The 26,563-nt window shown below is 39.7% G+C and carries 22 protein-coding genes and 4 tRNA genes; 11 read left to right on the top strand and 15 right to left on the bottom strand.

Going from position 1 to position 26,563, the window contains the following annotated elements:
• The 3 genes from I6E11_RS04290 to rodA are packed head-to-tail and all read left to right on the top strand — an operon-like array spanning window position 1 to window position 3,801.
• A complete protein-coding gene (locus tag I6E11_RS04290; RefSeq protein ID WP_235336581.1) occupies window positions 1-504 on the top strand; it encodes a rod shape-determining protein MreD in 504 nt (167 codons plus the stop codon).
• Entirely contained in the window at window positions 504-2,354 is a 1,851-nt protein-coding gene (gene mrdA / locus I6E11_RS04285) for a penicillin-binding protein 2 (RefSeq protein WP_235336580.1), read from the top strand. The genes I6E11_RS04290 and mrdA overlap by 1 nt, the downstream gene beginning before the upstream one ends.
• Entirely contained in the window at window positions 2,335-3,801 is a 1,467-nt protein-coding gene (gene rodA, locus I6E11_RS04280) for a rod shape-determining protein RodA (RefSeq protein ID WP_235336625.1), read from the top strand. The genes mrdA and rodA overlap by 20 nt, the downstream gene beginning before the upstream one ends.
• Before the next feature lie 2 nt (window positions 3,802-3,803).
• Here rodA and I6E11_RS04275 read toward each other — a convergent pair whose 3' ends face one another.
• The 11 genes from I6E11_RS04275 to I6E11_RS04225 all read right to left on the bottom strand — a co-directional run bounded on the left by I6E11_RS04275 (window position 3,804) and on the right by I6E11_RS04225 (window position 13,904).
• Window positions 3,804-4,262 (bottom strand): gliding motility lipoprotein GldH, encoded by a 459-nt coding sequence (locus I6E11_RS04275; RefSeq protein ID WP_235336579.1) that lies wholly within the window; start codon window positions 4,260-4,262, stop codon window positions 3,804-3,806.
• Window positions 4,263-4,342: 80 nt separating this feature from the next.
• Entirely contained in the window at window positions 4,343-5,722 is a 1,380-nt protein-coding gene (gene ricT, locus I6E11_RS04270; RefSeq protein ID WP_235336578.1) for a PSP1 domain-containing protein, read from the bottom strand.
• A 39-nt stretch (window positions 5,723-5,761) separates the two neighbouring features.
• Window positions 5,762-6,916: a DNA polymerase III subunit gene (locus I6E11_RS04265; RefSeq protein WP_235336577.1), complete on the bottom strand. Its 1,155-nt coding sequence runs from the start codon at window positions 6,914-6,916 to the stop codon at window positions 5,762-5,764.
• Between the two features lie 14 nt (window positions 6,917-6,930).
• Complete coding sequence (gene metF, locus I6E11_RS04260; protein ID WP_235336576.1) at window positions 6,931-7,884, bottom strand: methylenetetrahydrofolate reductase [NAD(P)H]; 954 nt, start codon at window positions 7,882-7,884, stop codon at window positions 6,931-6,933.
• A gap of 120 nt (window positions 7,885-8,004) precedes the next feature.
• A complete protein-coding gene (locus tag I6E11_RS04255; RefSeq protein ID WP_235336575.1) occupies window positions 8,005-9,285 on the bottom strand; it encodes a phospholipase D-like domain-containing protein in 1,281 nt (426 codons plus the stop codon).
• A gap of 293 nt (window positions 9,286-9,578) precedes the next feature.
• Window positions 9,579-10,592, bottom strand: coding sequence for an FAD:protein FMN transferase (locus tag I6E11_RS04250; protein ID WP_235336574.1), 1,014 nt, complete (start codon window positions 10,590-10,592; stop codon window positions 9,579-9,581).
• Between the two features lie 15 nt (window positions 10,593-10,607).
• Window positions 10,608-11,174 carry a manganese efflux pump MntP gene (locus I6E11_RS04245; RefSeq protein WP_235336573.1) on the bottom strand — a complete coding sequence of 189 codons (567 nt, stop codon included), beginning with the start codon at window positions 11,172-11,174 and terminating at the stop codon, window positions 10,608-10,610.
• 3 nt (window positions 11,175-11,177) lie between these two features.
• Complete coding sequence (locus tag I6E11_RS04240) at window positions 11,178-11,885, bottom strand: DUF6048 family protein (protein WP_235336572.1); 708 nt, start codon at window positions 11,883-11,885, stop codon at window positions 11,178-11,180.
• Window positions 11,836-12,384 carry a DUF6452 family protein gene (locus I6E11_RS04235; protein ID WP_235336571.1) on the bottom strand — a complete coding sequence of 183 codons (549 nt, stop codon included), beginning with the start codon at window positions 12,382-12,384 and terminating at the stop codon, window positions 11,836-11,838. Before I6E11_RS04235 ends, I6E11_RS04240 begins: the two co-directional genes overlap by 50 nt.
• A gap of 8 nt (window positions 12,385-12,392) precedes the next feature.
• Window positions 12,393-13,343 carry a glycosyltransferase gene (locus tag I6E11_RS04230; protein WP_235336570.1) on the bottom strand — a complete coding sequence of 317 codons (951 nt, stop codon included), beginning with the start codon at window positions 13,341-13,343 and terminating at the stop codon, window positions 12,393-12,395.
• 15 nt (window positions 13,344-13,358) lie between these two features.
• Window positions 13,359-13,904, bottom strand: a complete 546-nt coding sequence (locus I6E11_RS04225; protein WP_235336569.1) for a DUF4199 domain-containing protein — start codon at window positions 13,902-13,904, stop codon at window positions 13,359-13,361.
• 303 nt (window positions 13,905-14,207) lie between these two features.
• On the opposite strand from I6E11_RS04225, the gene I6E11_RS04220 reads away from it, so the two are divergent.
• The 3 genes from I6E11_RS04220 to I6E11_RS04210 all read left to right on the top strand — a co-directional run bounded on the left by I6E11_RS04220 (window position 14,208) and on the right by I6E11_RS04210 (window position 14,491).
• Window positions 14,208-14,281, top strand: a tRNA-Thr gene (locus tag I6E11_RS04220).
• 31 nt (window positions 14,282-14,312) lie between these two features.
• Window positions 14,313-14,386 (top strand) — tRNA-Thr (locus tag I6E11_RS04215).
• A gap of 31 nt (window positions 14,387-14,417) precedes the next feature.
• A tRNA-Thr gene (locus tag I6E11_RS04210) sits at window positions 14,418-14,491 on the top strand.
• 135 nt (window positions 14,492-14,626) lie between these two features.
• Here the strand turns inward: I6E11_RS04210 and I6E11_RS04205 are convergent.
• Window positions 14,627-15,484, bottom strand: a complete 858-nt coding sequence (locus tag I6E11_RS04205) for a Cbp1 family collagen-binding glycoprotein adhesin (RefSeq protein ID WP_235336568.1) — start codon at window positions 15,482-15,484, stop codon at window positions 14,627-14,629.
• Window positions 15,485-15,509: 25 nt separating this feature from the next.
• On the bottom strand, window positions 15,510-16,184 hold the full coding sequence (gene rsmI / locus I6E11_RS04200; RefSeq protein WP_235336567.1) for a 16S rRNA (cytidine(1402)-2'-O)-methyltransferase: 675 nt from the start codon (window positions 16,182-16,184) through the stop codon (window positions 15,510-15,512).
• 189 nt (window positions 16,185-16,373) lie between these two features.
• On the opposite strand from rsmI, the gene I6E11_RS04195 reads away from it, so the two are divergent.
• On the top strand, window positions 16,374-17,489 hold the full coding sequence (locus tag I6E11_RS04195) for an AI-2E family transporter (RefSeq protein WP_235336566.1): 1,116 nt from the start codon (window positions 16,374-16,376) through the stop codon (window positions 17,487-17,489).
• A 125-nt stretch (window positions 17,490-17,614) separates the two neighbouring features.
• A tRNA-Lys gene (locus I6E11_RS04190) sits at window positions 17,615-17,687 on the top strand.
• A 349-nt stretch (window positions 17,688-18,036) separates the two neighbouring features.
• Here I6E11_RS04190 and nifJ read toward each other — a convergent pair.
• Window positions 18,037-21,588 carry a pyruvate:ferredoxin (flavodoxin) oxidoreductase gene (gene nifJ, locus I6E11_RS04185; protein ID WP_235336565.1) on the bottom strand — a complete coding sequence of 1,184 codons (3,552 nt, stop codon included), beginning with the start codon at window positions 21,586-21,588 and terminating at the stop codon, window positions 18,037-18,039.
• A 52-nt stretch (window positions 21,589-21,640) separates the two neighbouring features.
• Entirely contained in the window at window positions 21,641-22,819 is a 1,179-nt protein-coding gene (locus I6E11_RS04180; RefSeq protein ID WP_235336624.1) for an ATP-binding protein, read from the bottom strand.
• Window positions 22,820-22,933: 114 nt separating this feature from the next.
• Between I6E11_RS04180 and I6E11_RS04175 the strand changes: the two genes are divergently transcribed.
• From I6E11_RS04175 to hisS, 3 genes are all read left to right on the top strand, one after another.
• Window positions 22,934-24,112, top strand: coding sequence for a hypothetical protein (locus I6E11_RS04175; protein WP_235336564.1), 1,179 nt, complete (start codon window positions 22,934-22,936; stop codon window positions 24,110-24,112).
• A 291-nt stretch (window positions 24,113-24,403) separates the two neighbouring features.
• The gene (locus tag I6E11_RS04170) at window positions 24,404-25,087 is read left to right on the top strand and encodes a zinc metallopeptidase (RefSeq protein WP_235336563.1); all 684 of its coding nucleotides are present in this window, start codon (window positions 24,404-24,406) and stop codon (window positions 25,085-25,087) included.
• Window positions 25,088-25,159: 72 nt separating this feature from the next.
• Complete coding sequence (gene hisS, locus I6E11_RS04165; protein ID WP_235336562.1) at window positions 25,160-26,554, top strand: histidine--tRNA ligase; 1,395 nt, start codon at window positions 25,160-25,162, stop codon at window positions 26,552-26,554.
• Window positions 26,555-26,563: the final 9 nt, after the last annotated feature.

The raw sequence follows: 26,563 nt of genomic DNA, 5'->3' as shown, positions 1-26,563 counted from the left end.
ATGACAGCTACATGGGTAGATAAAATAAAATGGTTTGTCATACTTGTTCTTATTCAGGGTGTGATTATTAGCCAGATACAGGTATCGCGTTATGCAGTACCATTGCTTTATGTAGTGTTTATTCTTAAACTTTCTTCTGACACAGGACGAAAGGCTCTGTTGCTTTATTCTTTCCTAATAGGACTATGCGTAGATCTTTTTGCCAATACTCCCGGACTTAATGCTACGGCATCTATATGGCTGGCTATGGCAAGACCATTATTGCTAAGATGGCAGACTTCGCGTGATGCCTCAGATTCTTTTATTCCAGGTATAAAGTCAATGCGCTTATGGCCTTACATCAGGTATGTATTGCCTTGTGTGTTATTACATTCTGCTGTCTTGAATACTATTGATGCTTTCTCTATTGCCAAAATTTCGGATGTAGCAATAGCAACCATAGCCGATACTCTTGTCACTGTAGCATTTATTATTATTATAGAATTTGTAGGGAGGAAAAAATAGTGAAACGTGATTATAAACTTGAAAAAAGGAAATATACTATTGGAGGAGTAGTAATCCTTATCGTTCTGGTTTTTATTATACGGCTTTTTTCTCTGCAGATAATGAGTGACGACTACAAACGCAATGCCGACAGTAATGCTCTTCTGCAAAGAGTAAAATATCCTCCTCGCGGACTGATATACGACAGGCAGGGGAGACTGCTGGTTTTCAATCAGCCTGCATATGATATTACTGTTGTAATGAAGGAAGTAGAGAAGTTTGATACTCTTGAATTGGCTACTACATTGGGCGTTTCAAAGGATTTTCTTGTTAAGCGTTTCAAGGATATACGTAACCGAAACATTAACCCAGGATATTCAAGATATACCCATCAGGTTCTCCTTACTCAACTTTCTTCAGAGGATTGTGCTGTTTTTCGTGAAAAGCTTTTTAATTATCCCGGATTTTATATACAGGCCAGAACTGTGAGACAGTATGGATATGATTGTGGTGCTCATATCCTAGGCGATATTGCAGAGGTTTCGAAAAGCGAGATAGAAGAAGATCCTTATTATAAAAGAGGAGATTTTATCGGTAAGCTGGGAGTGGAACGTTCGTATGAAACACAGTTGCGAGGCGAGAAGGGAGTAGAGATATTGCTCCGTGATGCTCATGGAAGAATTCAGGGGAATTATATGAATGGTAGCCTCGACAAGGCTCCGGTAGCAGGAAAGAATCTTAAGTTAAGTCTGGATATTGAACTTCAGGCCTTGGGAGAAAGACTTTTGGAAGGCAAGATAGGTAGTATTGTTGCCATAGAACCGTCAACTGGTGAGGTCCTATGTCTGGTGTCGTCTCCCTCATATAATCCACACCTGATGGCAGGAAGACATAGAGGGGAAAATCATTTGAAACTCTCTGTTGATCCTTGGAAACCATTGCTAAATCGTGCAATTATGGGTACTTATCCGCCGGGATCCACATTCAAGACCTCGCAGGCGCTTACTTTCTTTCAGGAAGGTATAATCAATACCGATACTCAATATCCTTGTTCTCATGGTTTCAACTTTAGGGGATTGCATGTGGGGTGTCATGCTCATGGCTCTCCTTTGTCAGTTATTCCGGCTTTGGCTACTTCATGTAATGCATACTTTTGTTGGGGATTATATTATATGATTGGCGCTCGCAGTAAATATGGTTCTGTTCAGAATGCCATGAATACATGGCGTGACTATATGGTATCAATGGGATTTGGATATACTTTAGGTATAGATCTTCCCGGCGAGAAACGTGGGATGATTCCTAATGCAGCTTTTTACGACAAGGCTTATCGTGGGTCATGGAATGGACTGACAATCATAAGTATATCGATAGGTCAGGGTGAGGTTACTCTTACACCATTGCAGATTGCCAATCTTGGTGCTACAATAGCAAATAGAGGATACTATATAACTCCACATGTAGTGAAGGAAGTTGAAGGAGACCAGCTTGACAAAAAGTATTCTGAAAAACATTTTACCAAAGTAGACCGTACACATTATGATGAAGTTGTGCAAGGAATGCGTGCCGCTGTCCTGGGTGGAACTTGTAGAGGCGCAAATCTTCCGGATATAGAGGTCTGTGGTAAAACAGGAACGGCCCAAAACAAAGGTAAAGACCATTCTGCCTTTATGGGATTTGCACCTATGGATAATCCTAAAATAGCAATTGCTGTGTATGTGGAAAATGGAGGTTTCGGTGCTGTTTACGGAGTTCCGATAGGAAAACTGATGATAGAAAAATATTTGAAGGGTGAACTTTCGCCACAAAGTCAGTTACAGGCTGATGAGATACAGAAACGAAGAATTAATTATGGCTTACAAGAAAGATAGTATATTTAAGAATGTTGACTGGTGGACTGTACTGTTGTATATCTTGCTGGTTATTTGCGGATGGTTTAGTATTTGTGGAGCTAGCTATGATTATGGTGATGCGAATTTTCTGGACTTTGGTTTGCGTTCCGGAAAGCAGTTGGTTTGGATAGCTTGTTCGTTAGGTTTGGCTTCTGTCATACTTTCACTTGATCATCGTTTTTTCGATACATATGCATTCCTTATATTTGGAATTCTGCTTTTGCTTCTTTTTGCCACTATCTTTAATCCGCATGAAATAAAAGGTTCTAAATCATGGATCGTACTAGGACCTGTAAGCATACAGCCTGCCGAATTTGCAAAATTCGGTACGGCATTGGCTTTGGCAAAGTTTATGGGTGAATATACTTATTCATTATCTAATAGAAAGCATTTTATAGCTACTATTGCTATTATATTGATACCGATGTTTCTTATTATTATGCAGAAGGAAACGGGCTCGGCACTGGTATATCTTTCTTTTTTCCTTATGTTGTATAGGGAAGGAATGCCTGGGGCAATATTATTTACTGGTGTATGTGCTGTAGTTTACTTTATTGTAGGTATCAGGTTTTCTATAGTTCCAATGGCGGACGGAATAACTCCTTGGGGAGAGTTTGCTGTATTATCACTTATTATAATTCTTACGTCAGGGCTTATATGGGTATATTGCAGGCAGGCACAGAAATTAGCTATGATAATCCTTGCTGTAGGTATTACTTGTATTATTTTGGGAGTGTTATTCTCCTTTTATGTAATACCCTTTAATATGGTATATATGCTATTAATAGTTAATGGGGTTTTATCTATTGCTATGATTGTTTTTTTCTTGCGTGAAAGGATATACAGTTATTTATATATATCGGTTTTTGTTATAGGTTCGGTTGTATTCCTGTTCTCTACAGATTATGTTTTTGCGAATGTTCTTGAACCTCACCAGAAAGTAAGGATTGAAGTATTGCTTGGAATGAAAGATGATCCTTCCGGAGCCGGATATAATGTGAATCAGAGTAAAATAGCAATAGGTTCAGGTGGTTTTGCAGGTAAAGGTTTTCTGAATGGTACTCAGACAAAACTTAAGTATGTGCCAGAACAGGATACTGACTTTATATTCTGTACGGTGGGCGAGGAGCAGGGCTTTATAGGGTCTTCGGTGGTTCTCCTTGTTTATCTTTCGCTGATATTGCGCCTTATATATTTGTCAGAGCGACAGCCTACGAGGTTTGCCCGTGTTTACGGTTATTGTGTAATGAGTATTTTCTTCTTTCATCTTTTTATCAATGTTGGAATGGTTTTAGGACTTACTCCTGTTATTGGTATTCCACTTCCGTTCTTCAGTTATGGAGGCTCTTCGTTATGGGGATTTACCATTCTGTTGTTCGTGTTTCTAAGAATTGATGCGGCACGACACGGAAATACAAAAGGATAATATTATTGTTTTGATATTTTGATGCCTATATCGGTTATTGAAAGCAGTGTTTCTTCTTTCATTATATGCCATACTTTTATAATAGAGTCAGCTTGGCTTGTGTATTTGAATATAGGCGCTTCTGATTCATATTGGTAATAACCGCTCGCTGTTCCGTTTCCATTCCAGTTTCCGCGTTCGTTTGCTATAAAAAGATGAATAGTGTCTGGAGAAATTTTGTCGTGCATCAGTATAGATAGCCATAAATCTCTATATGGATAGTCTATGGTATGTCTGATACCGATTTGAGTGTTATAATCGCCTATTTCTAGGCTATCGTTTAGTATAAAGAATATTGTGTCTGACCTTTTCCAACCATCGTTTGATATGGGATTGTAATGATGATATACAGTATTCGATGTGCAGTATGTAAATGTACTGCATAATGAAATTAATATCAGTTTGTATATATAGGCAGACATATTGGGATATTTGTGTTGGATTCTTTAATATATAGATATACAGGCAGAGGGTTTTCCTCTGCCTGTTTTATATGTTTGTTTTATTGTGGCATATTATCAGTATTGACTTTGCCTTCCGGCTGCTGTTGCTGATTGTTTGTTTTCGGTTTTTGTTCGCCTTGATTTCCGTTATTTTGTCTTCTGTTAGGATTATTTCCTCTATTTTTGTTTCGTTGGTTTCTAGGTCTGTTGTCTGTTTGCTTTTCAGAATCATTATTTTCTTTAACTTTTTCCTGTGGCTTTTGTCCTTTGTTTTGATTCTTTTCTGCTACAGGCTTTTCTACAGATGCTTGTTCAGTTTCTGAAGGTAAGTTGTTTGGTGCTCCTTTATTTTTCTTCTTTTTATTTTTGGAGTTTTTGTTCTTGTCAAATCTTGTCAAGCTTTCCTGTTCCAGCAAGTCTTTTGATTTACGTTCTTCCTTTGCATTCTCGCTACTTTCCAGTTTTTCAGGTTTTTCGCCACGACGATTCATGTTTATAACCTCAAATGCTCTGCGGGCACTGATGGTACATTCGTTGGCAAGAAAACTTTTATCAGTGCTATAAGTTATAGTTCCTGCTAAAATATCAGCTTTGAAATAGTAGTATGTAGAATCGATTGTTTCCAATTCAATTTCTTTGCTTGGAAGTCTTTTCTGGCATTCCACGTATGCGTCTACTTCGTAGTTCAGGCAGCATTTTAGCTTGGCACATTGTCCTGCAAGCTTTTGAGGATTTAGTGAAATGTCCTGATATCTGGCTGCACTGGTAGAAACGGAGATAAAACTTGTCATCCATGTGGCACAACACAATTCTCTTCCACACGGTCCGATACCACCTATTCTTCCTGCTTCCTGACGTGCACCAATCTGTTTCATCTCAATTCGAACTTTGAAAGCGTCAGCCAACACTTTTATTAGCTGTCTGAAGTCCACACGTTCATCTGCTATATAGTAGAAAATAGCTTTATTTCCGTCGCCCTGATATTCCACGTCACCTATTTTCATTTTCAGTCCAAGGTCTTCTGCTATCTTTCTTGAACGTATCATGGTTTGATGTTCGCGCGACTTTGCTTCTTCGTATTTTTCCATGTCCACAGGTTTAGCTTTGCGATAAACCCTTTTAATTTCTACATCCTGACGAATGTTTGCCTTTTTCATTTGCAAAGGAACAAGACGTCCGGTAAGTGTAACTGTTCCTATATCGTGTCCAGGACTTGCTTCTACAGCTACTATATCGCCTTTCATAAGTGGAAGACGATTACTGTTTTTATAATATCCCTTTCTGGTGTTCTTGAATTGAACTTCCACCATATCTTGCTCTTCTGAATTTCCGGGGATATCCGCCATCCAGTCGTATGTATTCAGCTTGTTGTCTTGTCGTCCACAGCCTGTGCAAGCTAGACAACCGCTACCATTTTTCAATTTATATTCGTTGTTCATATGATATATATTTAAGTACCGTAAAAAATACGGTTTATATTATCTGTTTTTTATTAAGACTATCATTCTTACTGCCAGATCGAAGAATACCATTTTGGGATTTACGTTTTGTTCTATGTGTGTTATGGCTTCTTCGATTAATTCTTCTATTCCATAAACATTCCGTTCGTTAATAAATGGTGCGAAACGTACCGCGAAAGCGGCTTCCTCGCTGTTCATGTAATTTATGTCAGGAGTTCTGAAATTTGCCATGAAGTTCTCACGGTTCATTCTAGCTGCATACCTGAGAAATATTTTATGCCTTTCTCTTCCCCACGATGCCATTTGTTCACTCCAGTCTTTAAGTGAACGTATGTCGCGACGCCAAGCCTGGCGCATTAGTGTGGTGAAACTGTCAAAGCATGCTTTCTCTTCATCGCTTAGGCTTATGTTTTGAATAGCCTGTAATACGCTTCCTTCCGATAATCTGGCTATATCTTTTGCTTCGGTTTCTGTGAGTCCGAATTTTTCAATAAGATAGTCTTTTAAGATATCTTGCTCTATTGGAATAAGATTAACTCTTTGCGTTCTTCCCGCCAGTGTAGGTAATACGTATTCGGGTTCCTCGCTCACCATGATGAACAGAGTCTTTTCCGGAGGTTCTTCTACCAGCTTCAGTAATTTATTTGCACACTCGGCGTTCATCTTCTCTGGTAGCCAGATTATTGCTACCTTATATCCCCCCATTGCAGATTTAAGTGAAAGCTTACGTTGTATTTCATTGCTTTCGGAAGTATATATAAGTGGCTGTTTATTGGGGTCGCCCATTTCTCTGCACCAATCAGCAAGTGAGAAATACGGTGACTGTCTTAACCTTTGTCTCCATTCGCTAATCCAGTCGTCGGATACTACTGCTGATCCGTCTTTTTTTCTTATTACAGGAAATACGAAATGAATGTCCGGGTGTTCCTGTTTATCTATCAGACGGCATGAGATACACTCTCCACAAGAATCGCTTTCAGAAGGATTTGTACAGCATACATATTTGGCCAGAGCTAAGGCAAAAGAGAGTTTCCCGCATCCGGATGGTCCGCAAACCATGATGGCATGCGGCAATCTTCCGGCACGCATGGCCTGTGTTACCATACTTGCGGCTTCCTGTTGCCCTATTACAGAGGCAAATCCTCCTTTGGTTATTGTATGTATGCTATTCATTTTTTGTTTTTATATTAGTAAATAGCTTTTGCTATTTTGGCAATCGAATCTACTGCTCCTACCGAATAGAAGTGTATGCTAGGAACACCATGCGACATTAATTCCTTACATTGGTTAATAGTCCATTCACATCCAAGGCTTGCAACTTCTTCATCTGTTTTGCATTTTCTTACTTCCGAAGCCAATGTCTCAGGAAGGTCTATTTTGAATGTTCTTGGCAGGACGTTCAGCTGGTTTAGCTTTTTCAATGGTTTGATACCGGGTATTATCGGTATGTTTATTCCTTCTTTGCGTGCTTTGTCGACAAAATCAAAGTATTTTTCATTATCGAAAAACATTTGTGTAACGGCATATTGCGCTCCTGCCTCAACTTTTTGTTTGAGCCAGTATAAATCTCTTTCAGCGTTTGGCGATTCCTCATGTTTTTCCGGATAACATGCCACACCATAGCAGAATTGCGGCGGAAGTTTATCCATTTCCTTACCATCGAAGAAGAATCCTTGATTGTATTTGTTTATCTGGTGCTGAAGGTCGATGGCATGTGCGTGTCCTCCATTTTCCGGAGTGAAACTTTTTTGGTGAGGTGCCTTGTCGCCCCTTAGAACCAGCAGGTCTGTTATACCTAGAAATTGAAGGTCTATCAGTGTATATTCTGTTTCTTCTGGTGTATATCCGCTACACAGCATGTGAGGTACTACAGTCACTCCATATTTGGCTTTAATTGCAGCAGCTACAGCTACAGTACCCGGGCGTCTTCTTGTAAGTTTACGACAATACATACCATTCGGTTCAGGCATATATACGTACTCACTACGGTGTGTAGTGATGTTAATGTATTTAGGGTTATATGGAAGAAGGGTTTCAATATCTGACATCAGTTTGTCTATTCCTGCACCTTTCAGCGGAGGAAGAATTTCGAATGAGAATGCAGTGGTTTTCTCGGCATTTATCAAATCTATTACGCTCATTTTTATTCTATATTTGTATGTATTGTTTACAATGGAGACAAATTTAGAAAAAAAAACGGACATAAACGTACACAAAGTTTTTTATTTTGCTTGTAATATGGTCAGCAAGCTATAGTGTTATTAAATGACTGGTGTCAAAAGATGTGCGAACCACCCTACAAAGTTTCTCCAGACTCCTCTTTTTCTGTAGTATTCTTTTGTCATCCTTTCGCTGTCTGCCTTATCCTTATTGTATATTTTGTCCAGTTCGTATGTGGTTCCCAAGTCTAAAATAAATGCATTTATTTCATAATCATATTTCAGGCTTCTGCTGTTTAGGTTTGTACTTCCTACAGTACAGAACCTGTCGTCTACAGTCATAACTTTTGTATGGTGAAATCCGCCTTTGTACAGGTATATATGTGCTCCTGCTTTTCTGAATTTATTGGCATAATAAAAACCACCGTCAGGAGTGAATGATATATCGCATTTTTCAGAAAGCATAATTTCTACTTTGATACCTCTTTTAAGTGCTCTGTATATTGCTTTCCTTACACTCCTTGTGGGAGTGAAGTATGGCGTAACTATACGAATATGATGCTCTGCTGCATCCATAGCCTCTATATAAGCTCTTCTTACCGCATCAGGCGATTTGTGTGGGACTCTTTGCACTATAGCCACCTGTTTGCCAAGCTGTTTTGGAGTATAAGTAGAATCTTTTCCGTAAGGGAAATAAGTGTCTCCGTCTATGTTTTGTTTGGTCTCTTGATTCCACACATATAGGAACGCCTTTTGCAAACCGGTTACAGCCGGACCTTCTATACATATATGCATATCTCTCCACGGACCTATTTCCGGTAGCCCGTTTATATAGTAGTCGGCAATATTCATACCACCTGTAAAACCTGTCTTTCCGTCTATTATAACTATTTTCTGATGGTCTCTGCTGAATGCATGATTTATGTATGGAAATTTCATCGGGTCAAATCTTATGATTTCTATCCCTCTGTCATTCAGCATCTTGAGATGCTCCTTGCGGAGGGGCCTGTTATTTGACAGGTTTCCGAAATCATCGAACATGGCTCTGACTTTTACCCCTTCTTTAGCTTTCTCTGCTAATAAAGTGAAAATTTCTTTGGCTATAGAATCGCTTCTGAAATTGAAATACTCCAGGTGAATATGCTTTTGTGCTTTTCTGATAGCCTCGAACAAACTTTCAAATTTGATTCTTCCGTTGGGTAATAGCTCTATTTCATTGTTGTTGTATATCGGAATATTTCTTGATTTAAGATAATTAGCAAAGATGGAGTCAGAAGGTAAATATTCTTCATGGTAATATTCATTGCTGGTTTGGGCGTAAATATTTACGCCTCTGTAAAAGAGGAATGATATGATAAATATAATAAAGTATTTAAACCTCATATTTTCTGTATTCTATATGGAAGGTACAAAAATACTAATTATGTAATATATAACAAAATAGAACGTGTTTTAGACTACAAAATAAAAGAAACAGGCTATTGTTTATCTGGAAAGCTTTAATAATAAACCAATAAAAGTGTAAGGCAAATTCAGTTATAGTCAAAAATACTTGTGCTGAATTACCGTAACACGTTTGTGTAACGCTCGTAACACGTTCGTGTGACTTAAGTCACACCCTCGTGTAACTATAGTGACACGTACGTGTGACGATAAAAATGTTCTGTTTTCACGATTTATTTGTTTCTGATGAATCTTTTCATCCCTTTTGTGTAGAACACTTTGGTTGAATCGTTTTCGTCAGAATAAATAAAATAAGCATCAATCTCTGGGTGAGCATTGCAGATGGCAACAGCAGAGTCAAGTCCTAAAACCATAAAAGCAGTGGCATAAGCATCGGCTGTAGCACAGTTTTTTGCCACTACCGTAGACGACAGTATGTTGTGCTGCACAGGATATCCTGTACGCGGATTTATGGTATGTGCATATTTCTTGCCGTCCTTGTAATAAAAGTTGCGGTAATTGCCCGATGTGGCAAGTCCGGCATTTGTGATTTCCATTACAGTCTGCAATTCCTGATTTACTGAAAGAGAATCGTCTATAGGCTTGTTTATTCCTATGCGCCACGGATTCATTCTTGGATTTTTGCCTTTCAGTACAAGCTCGCCACCTATGTCTATCATATAGTTTTCCACTCCCTTGCTGTCAAGAAGTCGTGCCACGTGGTCCACTCCGTAGCCTTTGGCTATTGCGCTACAGTCAAGCATGGTTCTGCTGTCCTGCTTTATTATTTCCCCGTCCTTGAGAGATATCTTATCGAAACCAACAAACTGGCGTAGCGAGTCTATAGTCTCGCGGCTTACGTTTGTGGAACTGTCGAATCCGAACCCCCATGCATTGACGAGTGGCGCCACTGTTATGTCGAAGGCTCCGTCTGTTTCTTCTGATATACTTTTTGCAAGCATAAATACGTCGGTCAGAAGACTGTCGGCAGTCATGTCGGTATTATTGTTTATGCGTGTGATGACCGAATTCTTGTTGAAAGGCGAAAGTGAATTGTCCACCTCTTTCAGGGCTGCCTCAATTTCCGGTTTGAGGTTTTCGGCATGCTGATATGTTATCTTGTACATTGTGCCGAACACCAGTCCCTGGTCTGTGTGGAAAGGTGGCTGTTTTTTCAGAATGAAAAATGTTCCTACTATGAGCAGAATCAGGAATGGTATCTGCCACTTCAATGATTTATTGTTCATGTTTCTGTATGTTTTTTATGATAAATGTTCTATTAGAATTTTCACTCCTATGCCTATAAGTACCAGTCCTCCGAATATCTCCATCTTTAGGTTAAACCGCTTTCCGAAGAAAACCCCGATAAGGCTTCCTATTATTGAGATTACGAATGATGCAACTCCGATGGCTATAAGCGGATGTGCAAGTGAAGCAAGTGTCTTGAATCCGGTGAATGCGAATGATATGCCTACAGCCAGTGCATCAATACTTGTGGCTACAGCCAGTGTGAGTATGACTTTCAGTTTGTGTGGGTCGAAACTGCATGACTCATCGTCGCTGAAGTATTCCTTTATCATCCTTATGCCAAGGAATGTAAGCAGTCCGAAAGCTATCCAGTGATCGTATGCTTCTATATAGTGATGGAAGTTCTTTGCTCCTGCCCATCCCAAAAACGGCATCATGGCCTGGAACAGTCCGAAGAAGAAGCCCATCTTCAGAAATATTTTCCACTCTATTTTATGAAGAATAATACCGCTTGCCACTGAAACGGTAAAACAGTCGATGGCCAGGCTTACGGCCAGCAGCCAAATTTCAATTACACTCATATGTTAAAATGGAAGATTGTACATCAGATGATATGACAGGGTGAAACCTGTTCCTGCATTCTCGCCATAGCCGGGTATGTACCAAGGTTCTGTATTGGCATGTTTGGTGTAGCTGAGACGCTTTTTATATTTTACGCTCCAACCCATACAGAAACCTTTGTAGATTTTTACTTTCATTCCGCCTACTATCTCCAGCCAATGAGCAGTAGTATTTACACCGTGGTATGAGAATGGAACGTGTATCTGTCCTCCGTAATTGGTGTCTGTCATGTCTGGACCGTCTACATCATATGTGAATGATGAAAAGCCATACCTGATACCTCCGAACAGGAATCCCGGCAAATGAGGCTTGTCGTGGAAGAAGTTATAGTCGGCTCCTATTTTGAAGAACGGTGCGGCTGTCTTGTAATGTATGTCGGTGGCATCACTCAGTGTATTTACTTTGCCGTATCCTACTTCAACTACAGGCAGGAAACGGTTCAGAAAGTTTGCCTGCAACATTACTTCGCTGCTCAATATATCGCTGCCCAGCACATAATTCCCAAGGCCTGCTATTTCTACACCAATGGTGGTTCCCTGATACAGCTTTACATTTTCTGTCTTTTCTTTTTCCTTGTCCTTCTTGTCTTGTGCGAAAGCATACATCGGACATATCAGCAGACTACTGAGTATCAGCAATTGTAAAATATATCCTGAAGTTTTCTTTCTCATAATTGTCAATGTTTGGATTTACTATTACTACAGAGTCTATCCCGTAACTGTGTGTCACTTCTGTCGCTTCGTGGAACATCATAGTGCCACAATCTACACTCATGAAATATGGGATATTGCGGTGCTTGATTGTTATATAATCCTGCTGTTCGCCATCGTAGCTTATGATGAATGTAGTTTCGTCGGAATAGCTTAGTGGAACCTTGAATGTGCTCATATTGCTTTCCTTATTTATCAGTGTGTCGCTGATAATGGAGTCTTCAACTATTCTTTCTACTATTTCACCATTGTCCAGAGTGTCGAATACAGTAACATCGGCTGTCATTTGTCCTATGATGCTTGTTGGTACTGTGGGTGCTACAGCTGTTCCGTGTTGGCTCACCAGGGTGAATTTTGCATATGCCATTGCATTGGGTGGACATACTTCACCTTCGCAACCGTTAAGCATTAATGTTGCGACCAGTGTGAATATTATGAAAATCAGGGGTAGTCTCTTCATTGTATACGTTATAGTTCTTTTTCTATTTGGTATTTGTTCCTCTCTGTAGAGTTTCGGGCAATGAGTTCGCCAAGGAATCCGGCCAGAAACAGTTGCGTACCTAGTATCATTGTTGTCAGTGCAAGGAAGAAATAAGGATTGTCTGTCACCAGGCTGTACGGATTGCCTGCGTGCATATTGTAAATCTTCATTGCTCCAACGGCTATCAGTGCCAGAAATCCAAGGAAAAACATAATGGAACCAAGGAATCCGAAAATGTGCATAGGTTTCACTCCGAATTTAGAGAGGAACCATAATGTGATAAGGTCAAGATAACCGTTTACGAATCTGTTTATACCGAATTTTGTCTTTCCATATTTGCGTGCCTGATGATGAACCACTTTTTCGCCTATTTTGCTGAAACCGGCATTCTTTGCCAGATATGGTATGTAGCGGTGCATTTCGCCATACACTTCTATGTTTTTTATTACTTCGCGACGGTATGCTTTCAGTCCGCAGTTGAAATCATGCAGATTCTTTATTCCTGAAACTTTTCTTGCTGTGGCATTAAACAGCTTGGTAGGAATAGTCTTCGAAAGAGGATCGTATCTTTTCTGTTTCCATCCCGACACCAGATCGTATCCGTCTTCTGTAATCATTCTGTACAGTTCCGGAATTTCATCAGGGCTGTCCTGTAAGTCGGCATCCATTGTTATGACTACATCTCCTTCTGCCTTTTCGAATCCGCAGAACAGGGCAGGGGACTTCCCGTAGTTGCGGCGGAATTTTATTCCTTTTATATTGTCATGCTTCTTGCTTAGGTCTTCTATCACGTTCCATGAATGGTCTGTGCTGCCATCGTTGACGAAGATTATTTCGTAGCTGAAGCCATGCTCGTGCATTACTTTTTCTATCCACGCCTGAAGTTCCGGCAATGATTCTTCTTCGTTATATAGAGGTATTACTACTGATATGTCCATTTGAGTTTTTTTATGTTATTGTTGGTTTATGATTTTCTTCTTCCTTCGCATAGCCAGTAGTGCAGTAGGCAATGACAGTATGGCTCCGTAGAATATGTTCTGGAATATTAATTGCATGGTGAGCTGCAGTGCCGACATTGATGCTATTGTGTCAAGATTCTGTATCAGTTGGTCTATCGATGCCTCAAGGTCGCCCGTAAGTGTAGATTTAAGACTTTCCAGCTGTTCCATATATGTACCGGTAAGATATCCGTTGTCTATGAACTGGAAATAAATATAATGTGCAGCAGCTGTTAGAAGCGATGCGAAGAAATACATATATAATGAAAATATCCATCCGCGGGCAAATGACAACTCTCCGTTGCAGTAGCGTTCTCTGTACTTACGGATGTATATGTATCCTAGTATGGGGACAAACATAGTCATAAAAATGAATAGAAGTTGCAGCAGTGGTATTTTGAAACCTATAGGCAGAAACGAGAATTTGATTATCCAGAAAATTCCCATCATAGTGCCGAAACGCATTGCATGTTCCTGTAGAGTTTTTGGTTTGTCTTGCATGTCCTTTTGTTATAATATAATTATAGTGCAAAAGTAAGTTTTTTCGGCATAGAAAGTATACAAAAGAGCGAAAAAACATCTTTTTAAGGGTAAAACTTTATTTTTTTATTCAATAATAGTTGTGTAATTGAAAAAAATACCTACCTTTGCACCCGCAATCAGGAAATACTGAAAAGACATTAATTGATTGCGATACATAACATGGGTAAGTCCCATACGGCCAGCTCCCTTCGAATCCTCCAGGGCTTGATCGCAGCAAAGGTAGTTGGTTGTAGCGGCGCGATATGGTAAGCTTACCCACCTGCCTCTTTAGCTCAGTTGGCCAGAGCACGTGATTTGTAATCTCGGGGTCGTTGGTTCGAATCCGACAAGAGGCTCGAAATAAAACATATTGGAATATATTTCCCTGCCTCTTTAGCTCAGTTGGCCAGAGCACGTGATTTGTAATCTCGGGGTCGTTGGTTCGAATCCGACAAGAGGCTCGAAATAAAAACATATTGAAATATATTCTTTGCCTCTTTAGCTCAGTTGGCCAGAGCACGTGATTTGTAATCTCGGGGTCGTTGGTTCGAATCCGACAAGAGGCTCGAAGGAAATCAGATTGAATATTCAATCTGATTTTTTTGTTTATATGGGTATAAAATAAAAGGCTAACCTATAAAGTTAGCCCTTTATTGTGAGTGTGATTTTATTGAATGTATTTTGTCTTGCTAAAATTTATTTTATCTTACCTGTATAACCAGATATCTTGAGATACTCCAGAAATCATCTGCTTTTGTTATTTCCAGAACGTACTGTCCTTTGTCGTCTTTCTCAAGTTTATATGAGCCTTGTGGGTGTGATGTCAAAAGTTCTGCACGTTTTGAATACAGTTTTATTGTCTTGGTCTTTCTGATATCTATTTCAGTGAAATATTCTTTGTTGAAATCATTTTCTTTAAGAACGTCACCGCCTTTTAGTATTTTCTGGTCTTTTAGTTCGCTTTTTGTACCGAATACATACCATGCAGTGTTAAGTGCTTTGTCTTGAGCTTCTACAGTTTTGCTCTTTTCTTCGTTTTCAGCAGACAACTGATCTACGTTTTTGGTCAGCGACACTACAGCTTCGTCCAGTTCGGCTATTCTGATATTCTTTGAAGCCAGTTCTGTCTGCAATGTTTCTATCTGTTGTTGTTTAGCAGCCAGTTCTGCAGTCAGATTTTCCAGTGCTCGTTTCAGCTGTTGGCTTTTATAATTGCTGTTTTTCAGTTGTTGTTCTAGTTTTGCTATCAGTTCTCTGTTGTCTTTTAGCTTTTTGCTGATGAATTTTATGTCATCTTTGATTTTATTTGCAGTAGACTGATTTTCTATTGCACCACCATTCAAGTCAACTCTGTTTTCTGCTTCATTGATTTCGCGGAATCCTTCCTGGATTTCATTAAAAGCTCCCATTATTTCATCCAATTCTACATTTCTGTTGGACAATTCAGTAATCAATGAATCATTCTGTGCCTTAAGGTCATCATTCTTTTTGTTCATGTTGTTACATGACGATGCCATTAATGCGGCAATACATACCGAAAATAATACTACTTTTTTCATGATTGTTATTATTTATAGTTTCTGTTTATTCTTGGTTTCCTTGGAGAATGATAACAATTTCTCCTTTAGGTTCTGTCTGTGTAAAATGTTCTACAACTTCTTTAATAGTTCCGCGTACGCATTCTTCATGAATCTTTGAGATTTCCCTGCATACTGCAACAAGTCGTTCTTCGCCAAATATTTCGGAAAATTGAGTCAGTGTCTTTACCAGACGATATGGCGATTCATAGAAAATCATGGTTCTCGTTTCGGATACCAGCGAGTTGAGCCTTGTCATTCTTCCTTTCTTCTGAGGCAAAAAGCCTTCAAAGCAGAAACGTTCGTTGGGAAGACCTGATGAAACTATTGCAGGAACAAAAGCTGTGGCTCCCGGCAGACATTGTACTTCTACTCCGTTGCGTACGCATTCTCTTACTACTAGAAATCCCGGATCCGAAATTCCTGGAGTACCTGCATCTGAAACCAACGCAATATTCTCTCCGGATTTAATGCGTGAAACTACTGATTCTACAGTTTGATGCTCGTTGAATTTGTGGTGTGAAAGCATCGGCTTCTTTATTTCAAAATGCTTTAAAAGAATTCCTGTTGTCCTTGTATCTTCAGCTAATATTAAATCAACTTCCTTCAGGACTCTTATAGCTCGTAAAGTCATATCTTCCAGATTTCCCACCGGAGTAGGAACTACATAAAGTTTACTCATATATGTTTGGTTTGACATCAATATAACAAAGGTAGAAAGTTTTTATTCTAAATGGTACTAATCGTGTAAAATTTAACAGATGTTGTATATTGTAATGTCTTGTATCAGCAATAATTTTAAAATCAAAAGACATATATTACGGATAAGAGTTGTATTTTTGCAACATAAGGCAACAAAAATAACCGACTTATGGAAAATCAGAGAAAAATAACATTCGACAGTTTTATCCGCGGTGCTATAGGCGGAGCTATTGTTATTGCAGTCCTATATCTTTTAAATATGCTTAGCGGAGTGCTTCTTCCGTTTTTCATTGCATGGATAATAGCATATTTGATGTATCCTATGGTGAAATTCTATCAGGAAAAACTTAAAATCAAAAATAGGGCACTTGCTATTATTGCAGTATTGATAAGTATCGTGCTTTTAATAACAGGAGGATTTTTATTGATTGTTCCTCCTATGGTAGAGGAGTATATGAAACTCAGATCGTTGATTGAAATTTATTTTACGGAAGGAGGTAAATTAAATTCTATTCCAAAAGATATTACTGAGTTTCTCCACAATAATATCAATTGGGTTTGGATTCAGGAACACATGAATACTGAAAATATAATTGATACGCTCAAAAGTTTATTGCCTAAGATGTGGTCGCTGCTATCTACATCATATAATATTATATTGACCATATTTACAGTTTTTGTAGTGATATTATATTTGTTCTTTATTCTTTTGGATTATGAGAAGATTTCAGCCGGATGGATTATGTTGTTGCCGGCGAAATACAGAGGGCCTGTAACTAAGGTAGTCGAAGATGTAAAGGATAGTATGAATAAATATTTTAGAGGTCAGGCTTTGGTTGCTTTCTGTGTGGGAATACTGTTCAGTATAGGATTTGTAATAATAGATTTTCCTTTGGCAATAGGTCTTGGACTATTTATAGGATTATTGAACATGGTTCCTTACCTGCAGATAATAGGATTTGTGCCGACAATTATTTTAGCACTTTTGAAAGCTGCTGATACGGGTGAAAGTTTTATTTTAATATTAGGTTTGGCTCTATTGGTTTTTTGTGTTGTTCAGATAATTCAGGATATGTATCTTGTCCCAAAGATTATGGGAAAGATAACAGGATTGAACCCTGCCATTATTCTTCTTTCTCTATCTATATGGGGTTATCTTATGGGAATGTTGGGTATGATTATTGCCTTACCATGTACAACTTTGTTGCTTTCGTATTATCAGAGATTCATAAAGAGTAAAGATTTGCAATATTTTCAGAAAGAAAATAATCCTGAAAATCAGTAAATTATGAATTATTGGTAACGCTACTCGATTTTTTTAGATAAAAAAGCTATGAAAAGTTTTGGAGTTTAGAAAATAATTAATACCTTTGCACTCGCAATCGGGAAATAACGATAGCAATTAGGATTGATTCGCTAGCTCAGCAGGTAGAGCACAACACTTTTAATGTTGGGGTCTTGGGTTCGAGCCCCAAGCGGATCACTCAGAAAATCAAGCGATTATCTCAAAAAGATAGTCGCTTTTTTCGTGTTTATACGTTGGTTTACCATTATAAAGTTTAATCAAGAGTTAAACCGAGAGTTAAACCAGTAAACCGTATGACAGAAACAGTAAAAGCAGTATGTTACAAGTCTAAAACTGGATCAACGTAAAAATCTGAGGGATTACCAAATTATGCATAAATATTAGCGAGCCTGAACAGGAAGAAAGCCGGAAAATCATTACTTCATGATAATCATAAAGAAAGAGGCCATCTCAAATTTATTTTGAGACAGCCTCTTTTAGTGTTTATATAATTCTCAATAACTTATTGAGTTATATAATCAAAGAATTATTCTTCGTTACTCCAGTCCATTGCAGCCATACGCTTGTAAGATGCATAGCGTTTCTTAGCCATGTCTTCGCAAGCAGCGAACAAGTCAGCAGCTTCAGTAGGATACTGTTTCATTACAGAAGCGAAACGAACTTCCCCCTTCAAGTAATCCTGGAATCCTTCCCAGTTTGGTTCTTTAGAGTCAAGTGAGAATGGGTTCTTACCTTCGTCTTCCAATGCTGGGTTGAAGCGCCACAAGTGCCAGTAACCACATTCTACAGCCTTAGCCTCTTCAGCCTGAGATTTACCCATACCAGCTTTCAAACCGTGGTTGATACATGGAGCATAAGCGATAACCAATGATGGACCTGGATAAGCTTCAGCTTCGCGGATAGCCTTCAATGTCTGAGCCTGGTCAGCACCCATTGCAATCTGTGCAACGTAAACATATCCGTAAGTTGTAGCGATCATACCAAGGTCTTTCTTACGTACTCTCTTACCAGATGCAGCAAACTTAGCGATAGCACCAAGAGGAGTAGCCTTAGATGACTGGCCACCAGTGTTAGAGTAAACTTCTGTATCAAGTACAAGGATGTTTACATCTTCGCCAGAAGCGATAACATGGTCAAGACCACCGTAACCTATATCGTAAGAAGCACCGTCACCACCGATAATCCACTGTGAGCGTTTTACCAAGTAGTCTTTGAATTCAGCGATAGTAGCGCAGTAAGAGCATTTATCTTTAGCAGCTTCTACCATAGGGATGATCTTTTCAGCAGCAGCCTTGCTCTTGTCAGCATCGTTGCGGCCGTCAATCCATTCCTGGAATGCTTCTTTATATTCAGCTGGAGTACCTTCAGCAGCAATAGCAGCCTTCATAGCTTCTTCCAGACGGTTACGGAGTTTCTTGTTAGCCAATTCCATACCAAGACCGAATTCGCAGAAGTCTTCGAACAATGAGTTAGCCCATGCTGGACCCTGACCCTTTTCGTTAGTAGTATATGGAGTTGAAGGAACTGAACCTGAATAGATAGAAGAACATCCTGTTGCGTTAGCTACCATTTCACGGTCACCGAACAACTGAGAAATCAACTTAACGTATGGAGTTTCACCACAACCAGAGCAAGCACCGGAGAACTCGAACAATGGAGTAGCGAACTGAGAGTTCTTAACGTTAGCCTTGATGTCAACCAAGTGCTGTTTGCTCTTAACGTTGTCAACGCAGTAAGTCCAGTTGGCAGCTTCAGAAAGCTGAGTTTCAAGAGGTTTCATAGTAAGAGCCTTACCACCCTTCTTAGGATTACCCGGACATACGTCAGCACAGTTGCCGCAACCCAAGCAGTCCAAAACGTCAACCTGCATACGGAATGTCATACCGTCGAACTGCTTACCAACAGCCTTCAATGAAGTGAAGTTTGCACCAGCCTGTTCGTTAGCGTCAAGAACGAATGGACGGATAGCAGCGTGAGGACAAACGTAAGCACACTTGTTACACTGGATACAGTTTTCAGCATTCCATTCTGGAACGAAAGCAGCTACACCACGTTTTTCGTATTTAGCTGTTCCCTGATGCCAAGTACCGTCTTCGATACCTTTGAATGCAGAAACTGGAAGCAAGTCACCATCCTGAGCGTTGATAGGACGAACAACTTCGTTGATGAATGCCGGGTCGTTGTTAGCGGCAGCACCTTCAACTTCGAGGTTAGCCCATGCTGGGTCAACAGTAAGCTGTTTGTATTCACCACCGCGGTCAACAGCAGCATAGTTCTTGTTTACAACGTCTTCACCCTTCTTACCGTAAGACTTAACGATGAATTTCTTCATCTGTTCTACAGCAAGTTCTACAGGGATAACGCCTGTGATACGGAAGAATGCAGACTGAAGGATTGTGTTAGTACGGTTACCAAGACCGATTTCCTGAGCAATCTTAGTTGCATTGATGTAGTAAACAGTGATATTATTTTCTGCGAAATATTTCTTAACCTTGTTAGGCAAGTTCTTAGCAAGTTCTTCACCTTCCCAGATAGTGTTAAGAAGGAAAGTACCGTTCTTACGCAAACCGCGAGTTACATCGTACATGTGCAAGTAAGCCTGTACGTGGCAAGCTACGAAGTTAGGAGTAGTTACCAAGTATGTAGAGCGGATTGGGTGGTCACCGAAACGCAAGTGAGAGCAAGTGAAACCACCAGACTTCTTAGAGTCGTATGAGAAGTATGCCTGGCAATATTTGTTAGTGTTGTCACCAATGATTTTTACAGAGTTCTTGTTAGCACCTACAGTACCGTCAGCACCAAGTCCGTAGAACTTAGCTTCGAACATACCTTCACCGCCAAGAGCGATTTCTTCTTTCTTAGGAAGAGAAGTGAATGTAACGTCGTCAACTATACCGATTGTGAAGTGGTCTTTAGGAGTAGGCAATGCCAAGTTTTCGTAAACAGAAAGAATCTGAGCAGGAGTAGTATCCTTAGAACCAAGACCATAGCGTCCACCAACGATAACTGGGGCATTTTCCTGTCCGTAGAAGCAGTCTTTAACGTCAAGGTAAAGAGGTTCGCCGTTAGCTCCAGGTTCTTTTGTACGGTCAAGAACTGCGATACGTTTAGCAGTCTTAGGTACAGCAGCAAGGAAGTGTTTAGCAGAGAATGGACGATACAAGTGTACAGAAACCAAACCAACTTTTTCACCGTTAGCTACCAAGTGGTCGATAGCTTCGCGGGCAGCTTCAGTTACAGAACCCATAGCGATGATTACGCGTTCAGCATCTTCAGCACCATAGTAGTTGAACAAGCCGTAGTTACGTCCTGTAATCTTGTTGATTTCGTTCATATATTCTTCTACGATAGCAGGAACTGCTTCATAGAATGGGTTGCATGATTCTCTGTGCTGGAAGAAGTGGTCTGGGTTTTCAGCCATACCGCGCGCAACAGGTTTGTTAGGGCTAAGAGCACGTTCGCGGAATTCAGCCAATGCTTTCTGATCGATAAGAGGAGCAAGGTCTTCATTTTCCAGCATTTCAATTTTCTGTATCTCGTGTGAAGTACGGAAACCGTCGAAGAAGTTCAGGAATGGAACGCGAGACTTGATAGTTGACAAATGGGCAACACCAGCCAAATCCATAACTTCCTGTACAGAACCTTCGCAAAGCATAGCGAAACCTGTCTGACGGCAAGACATAACGTCCTGATGGTCGCCGAAGATACACAATGCGTGAGATGCAAGTGTACGTGCAGATACGTGGAATACACATGGAAGGAATTCACCTGCAATCTTATACATGTTAGGGATCATAAGAAGAAGACCCTGAGATGCAGTGTAAGTAGTAGTCAAGGCACCAGCCTGAAGAGAGCCGTGTACAGCACCTGCTGCACCGCCTTCTGACTGCATTTCCTGAACAAGAACTGTTTCGCCGAAGATGTTTTTACGTCCTGCGGCAGCCCATTCATCTACATATTCAGCCATTGTAGAAGATGGAGTGATAGGGTAGATAGCTGCTACTTCTGAGAACATATATGAAATATGTGCAGCAGCCTGGTTACCATCACAAGTGATGAATTTTTTTTGTTTAGTCATACAATTACTAAATTATAATAATTAGTTAATAAGAACTTTTATTCTCGTTTTTTCAATATAAGAACCCAAACATCCATAGCGGAATTTGGTTTCCGTGGCCCAGTTCGAGTTTGTGCATGGCATAGTAAACATTCGGGTTGGTTTTGAATTTGCATCCGTCAGCACAAATCCTGAAATGCAGGTCATTATCTACCAGGAAAGACGTACCCTTGTCTCCCTTATTGATTTTATGGTCTTTCCATAATGAATTAACGAAGAAAGTCTCAAGAACATCCTGTTCCTCCACTTTAACCGGATAAATGCTATACATCAGGCTTGTGTTGTGCATCATTATTTTTGAAGGTTTCTTCGGAAAATCCTCACCCTTTGGATAAACCATGTTTATCAGTCTTGCATCAGCCAGATACTTTATATAGTTCATTACAGTTGCTCTGGATGTTTGTATTTCCTCGGCAAGCTGGCTCACGTTTGGAGCTCCCGGTCCGTCAACCGCCAGTAAATATAGTAATTTTTTTATTTTCGAGAGATATTTCAATTCGATTTGTTTTATCAGCAGAATGTCTACTTCCACCATCATATTCATGGTTTTCAGAAGATTCTCTGAGAAATTCCTTTTCTCGAGGAAAAATGGATAGAACCCATGATGTATGTAATCCTGAAGATATTGGGTCGGATTTACATGCGGCAGTATAGTCTTTGCTATATGCTCGTGGTTGTTCAGTATCTCTTCAAGAGTGTATTTTGAGAAATTGTTTCCGGTTTGCAGGTTAAGAAATTCCCTGAATGAGAAACCTCTTAAATTGTAAGATTTTACTATTCCGTTCAGTTCCGGATTTTCTTCTTTTAATCTCATTACTGATGAACCTGTAAAAACGATTTTCAGATTAGGAAATCTGTCATAACATGTTCGTAATGATTTACTCCAGTCCGGCAGTTTGAATACCTGGTCTATAAGAAGCACTTTACCTCCGCGTTTGATAAAATCTGAAGCAAAATCAACCAGGTTTACTTGCGAGAAGTAAAAGTTATTCATGTTGACATACAAACAAGAACGGTCAAAACCAAACTTCTCTTTTGCATATTGTAAAAGGAAAGTTGTTTTTCCAACTCCTCTCGTTCCTTTAATACCAATCAGGCGTGCGCTCCAGTCTATTTCATCCATCAGATCTCTGCGTACGGGTACATTGGTATGTTCAACCAAATAAGAATGTGTTCTGTAAAAAGCCTCCATGAATATATTCTTTACTTGGGTGCAAATATACGAATTGTTCATAATATTGCAAACTAGAGATAGCAAAAATTATTTTTTTAGTATATCTTTGTAGAAATTCAGTGTATACATATAATGAAAAAACAATTGTATATTTTCAATCCGTGGCATGACATGGCTCTTGCCAATTTTACTCCATATTATAAAATCCCTTCCGAGATACTCAGAATGACTAATGATCTGGCTTTCTTGCCGCTCTGGTATGCTCCGGACGACACATTGATAAAAATCCCCGATACTGAATCTGCCGAATGTTTCTGTAGTCAGGTTTCCGTACTGAATAAAGATTTTCATGAAAGATTTACTGCCGATATTATATCAGGTGAAATATCTCCGTGGGGGTGGAGTCCAGCTTTAGTTCATATGTTGGCAAATGGAGGAGTAGAGTCGGGATTTCTCCCCGATGTAAAGCAATTGGACCAAATTCGTTATCTTTCCGGACGTCAAAGGTGTGTAGATGTGTTAACACATTTTTCGTCTGTTGATGGAACGTGCGGAGAAACTTTTTGTTGTCATGATATGGACGAAGTGAAGATTCATCTTTCCTCGTATGATAAAATAATACTTAAAGCTCCTTGGTCGGGGAGCGGCAGAGGGCTGTGTAGAGTCTCTTCTGAAAACTGGACTTCGAATGTCGAAGGTTGGGCTTCCAGAATATTGCGTACTCAGGGATGCATTATGGCTGAACCCCTATATAATAAGGTGTGCGATTTTGCAATGGAGTTTTATTCATCACCGGACGGTGAAGTCACTTTTGCAGGTTATTCGTTATTCGAGACTGACGATTTCGGCAATTATAAACAGAATATTCTGATGTCGGATTCTCGAATAGAATACCGCTTGTTGGAATATGGTATACGGCCGGAAACATTGTATGAAGTCAGAAATAAACTACTTGAGATTTTCAATCAGATGATAGGTGGAATTTATACAGATTATTTCGGAGTAGACATGATGTTATGCAATCAGAACGGTAGAACATTGTTGCATCCTTGTGTGGAAATAAATATGAGAATGAACATGGGAGTAGTGTCTCGCATGATTTTTGATATATATGTATCTTCTGCTTCTGCTGGTCTGTTTGTCGTAGAACATTATAATTCCGACAATGAAGCAATTGATTTTCATAAACGGATGACTGACGAATATCCTCTTGATATGGATGACGGAAACCGTATCAGAAGTGGTTATCTTACGCTTACCCCGGTACTGCCTACTACGCGTTATCAGGCATATATTATTGTATCGGTGTAGTACATATGATGTATGTCAAAGTTATAAAATAACAGAATATATAAGTGTCAGATTATACAGGCCTGGATGTTTAAAAAATATGCCTTGACGTTTTGGTTAAAACGACAGCTCGTTTTGTCTAAAACGTCAAGGCGTATTCTAAAGAATTTTTATTTACATTGGAATGGTTTTTAGTAGTCTGTTTATGTCAGTAATATAGAATGCAATATAATATATTGAATTGCATATAAAAACTTTGGCAAGGTTTTTGTACATCAATTCATTGATTAATAATTATAAAATAGAAAATATATGGTATTTAGTTGGATTATTTTTATTGGAATCGCTATAGTGAGTTTTATAGTGCAGTCCAGTTTGAAAAGCAAGTTTGATAAGTATTCAAAGGTTCCTCTCTACAACGGGATGACAGGGCGCGAGGTGGCAGAAAAGATGTTGCGTGACAACGGTATATACGATGTAAGGGTAATCAGTACTCCTGGAATGCTTACAGACCATTTTAACCCAACCAATAAAACAGTGAACCTGAGTGAAGGTGTTTACTCGTCATGTAGTGTAGCTGCGGCTGCCGTTGCTGCCCACGAATGCGGTCATGCAGTACAGCATGCCCGTGCGTACGCTCCTCTGCAGATGCGTTCTGCTCTGGTGCCGGTGGTACAGTTCTCATCGTCTATAATGTCGTGGATATTGCTTGCAGGTATATTGCTTATCAATTCTTTTCCTCAGCTGTTGCTGATAGGTATCTGTCTTTTCGCAATGACAACACTTTTCAGTTTTATAACTCTGCCTGTTGAGATTGATGCCAGCCGTCGTGCTTTGGTATGGCTGAACAGTGCGGGTATCACAAATGCCTCAAATCATGGTATGGCAAAAGATGCGCTTAAGTCGGCTGCATATACTTACGTGGTTGCTGCTCTTGGTTCGCTAGCCACTTTGGTATATTATATAATGATATACATGGGACGCCGCGAAGAGTAATTTTCACGATTATTTCCTTCTTATAAAATAATTGTCTACTTTTGTAAGCAAAATAATTAAATCAGAAACAATATGGCTACAAAACCGGGAATACCGAAAGGAACAAGAGATTTTTCGCCTGTTGAAATGGCGAAACGAAACTATATATTCGATACTATACGCGAAGTTTTCCACCTCTACGGATATAGTCAGATAGAAACACCTTCAATGGAGAACCTTTCTACTCTGATGGGAAAATACGGAGAGGAAGGAGATAAACTTCTTTTCAAGATTCAGAACTCAGGCGACTACTTCTCAGGTATTACTGACGAGGAACTGTTGAGCCGCAATGCCGTGAAACTGGCAAGCAAGTTCTGCGAGAAGGGACTTCGTTATGACCTTACTGTACCTTTCGCCCGTTATGTGGTGATGCATCGTGATGAAATTACTTTCCCTTTCAAACGTTTCCAGATTCAGCCTGTATGGCGTGCTGACCGCCCTCAGAAAGGACGCTATCGTGAATTCTATCAGTGTGATGCTGACGTGGTGGGAAGCAACTCTCTTATCAACGAGGTGGAACTGGTGCAGATGATTGATTCTGTATTCAATAAATTCGGAATACGTGTTTCCATCAAGATAAACAACCGCAAGATTCTTACCGGAATAGCAGAAATCATCGGTGAGGCAGACAAGATAGTAGATATCACAGTAGCTATTGACAAACTAGACAAGATTGGCCTGGACAATGTGAATGCAGAACTTGCATCGAAGGGTATTTCTCAGGAAGCTATTGACAAGTTACAACCTATCATTCTGTTGAGTGGCTCGAACGAAGAGAAACTTGAAACCCTGAAAACTGTTCTGGCTGCAAGCGAAACAGGACTTAAGGGTGTGGAAGAAAGTGAATTTATCCTGAAGCATGTGGCTCAGCTTGGTGTTAAATCGGAAGTGGAACTTGACCTTACTTTGGCTCGCGGATTGAATTATTATACCGGTGCCATATTCGAAGTGAAGGCTCTTGATGTTCAGATAGGAAGTATCAGCGGTGGTGGACGTTATGACAATTTGACAGGTGTATTCGGAATGGATGGCATGTCAGGTGTGGGTATCTCTTTCGGTGCCGACCGTATCTACGACGTATTGAATCAGTTGGACCTTTATCCAAAGGAAGCGGTGAACGGAACTCAGCTGTTGTTTGTTAACTTCGGAGAGAAGGAAACAGAATATTCTCTTCCTATTTTGTTCAAGGCTCGTGCAGCAGGCATACGTGCTGAAATCTATCCGGATAGCGCAAAAATGAAAAAGCAGATGAGTTATGCCAATGCCAAGCAGATTCCTTTTGTAGCTATAGTGGGAGAAAATGAAATGAACGAAGGAAAGGTAACTTTGAAGAATATGACAACTGGCGAACAGTCTCTTCTTACATCGGAAGAACTGATTCAGGCTATTAAGGTTGATAAGATTGAAGTATTATTATATAAAAAATAGCATGTGGAA

Origin of the sequence: Bacteroides caecigallinarum (assembly GCF_021531075.1) — a bacterium.
GTDB classification, from domain to species: Bacteria; Bacteroidota; Bacteroidia; order Bacteroidales; family Bacteroidaceae; genus Phocaeicola; species Phocaeicola caecigallinarum_B.
This window is presented reverse-complemented; position numbering and strand designations above follow the sequence as displayed.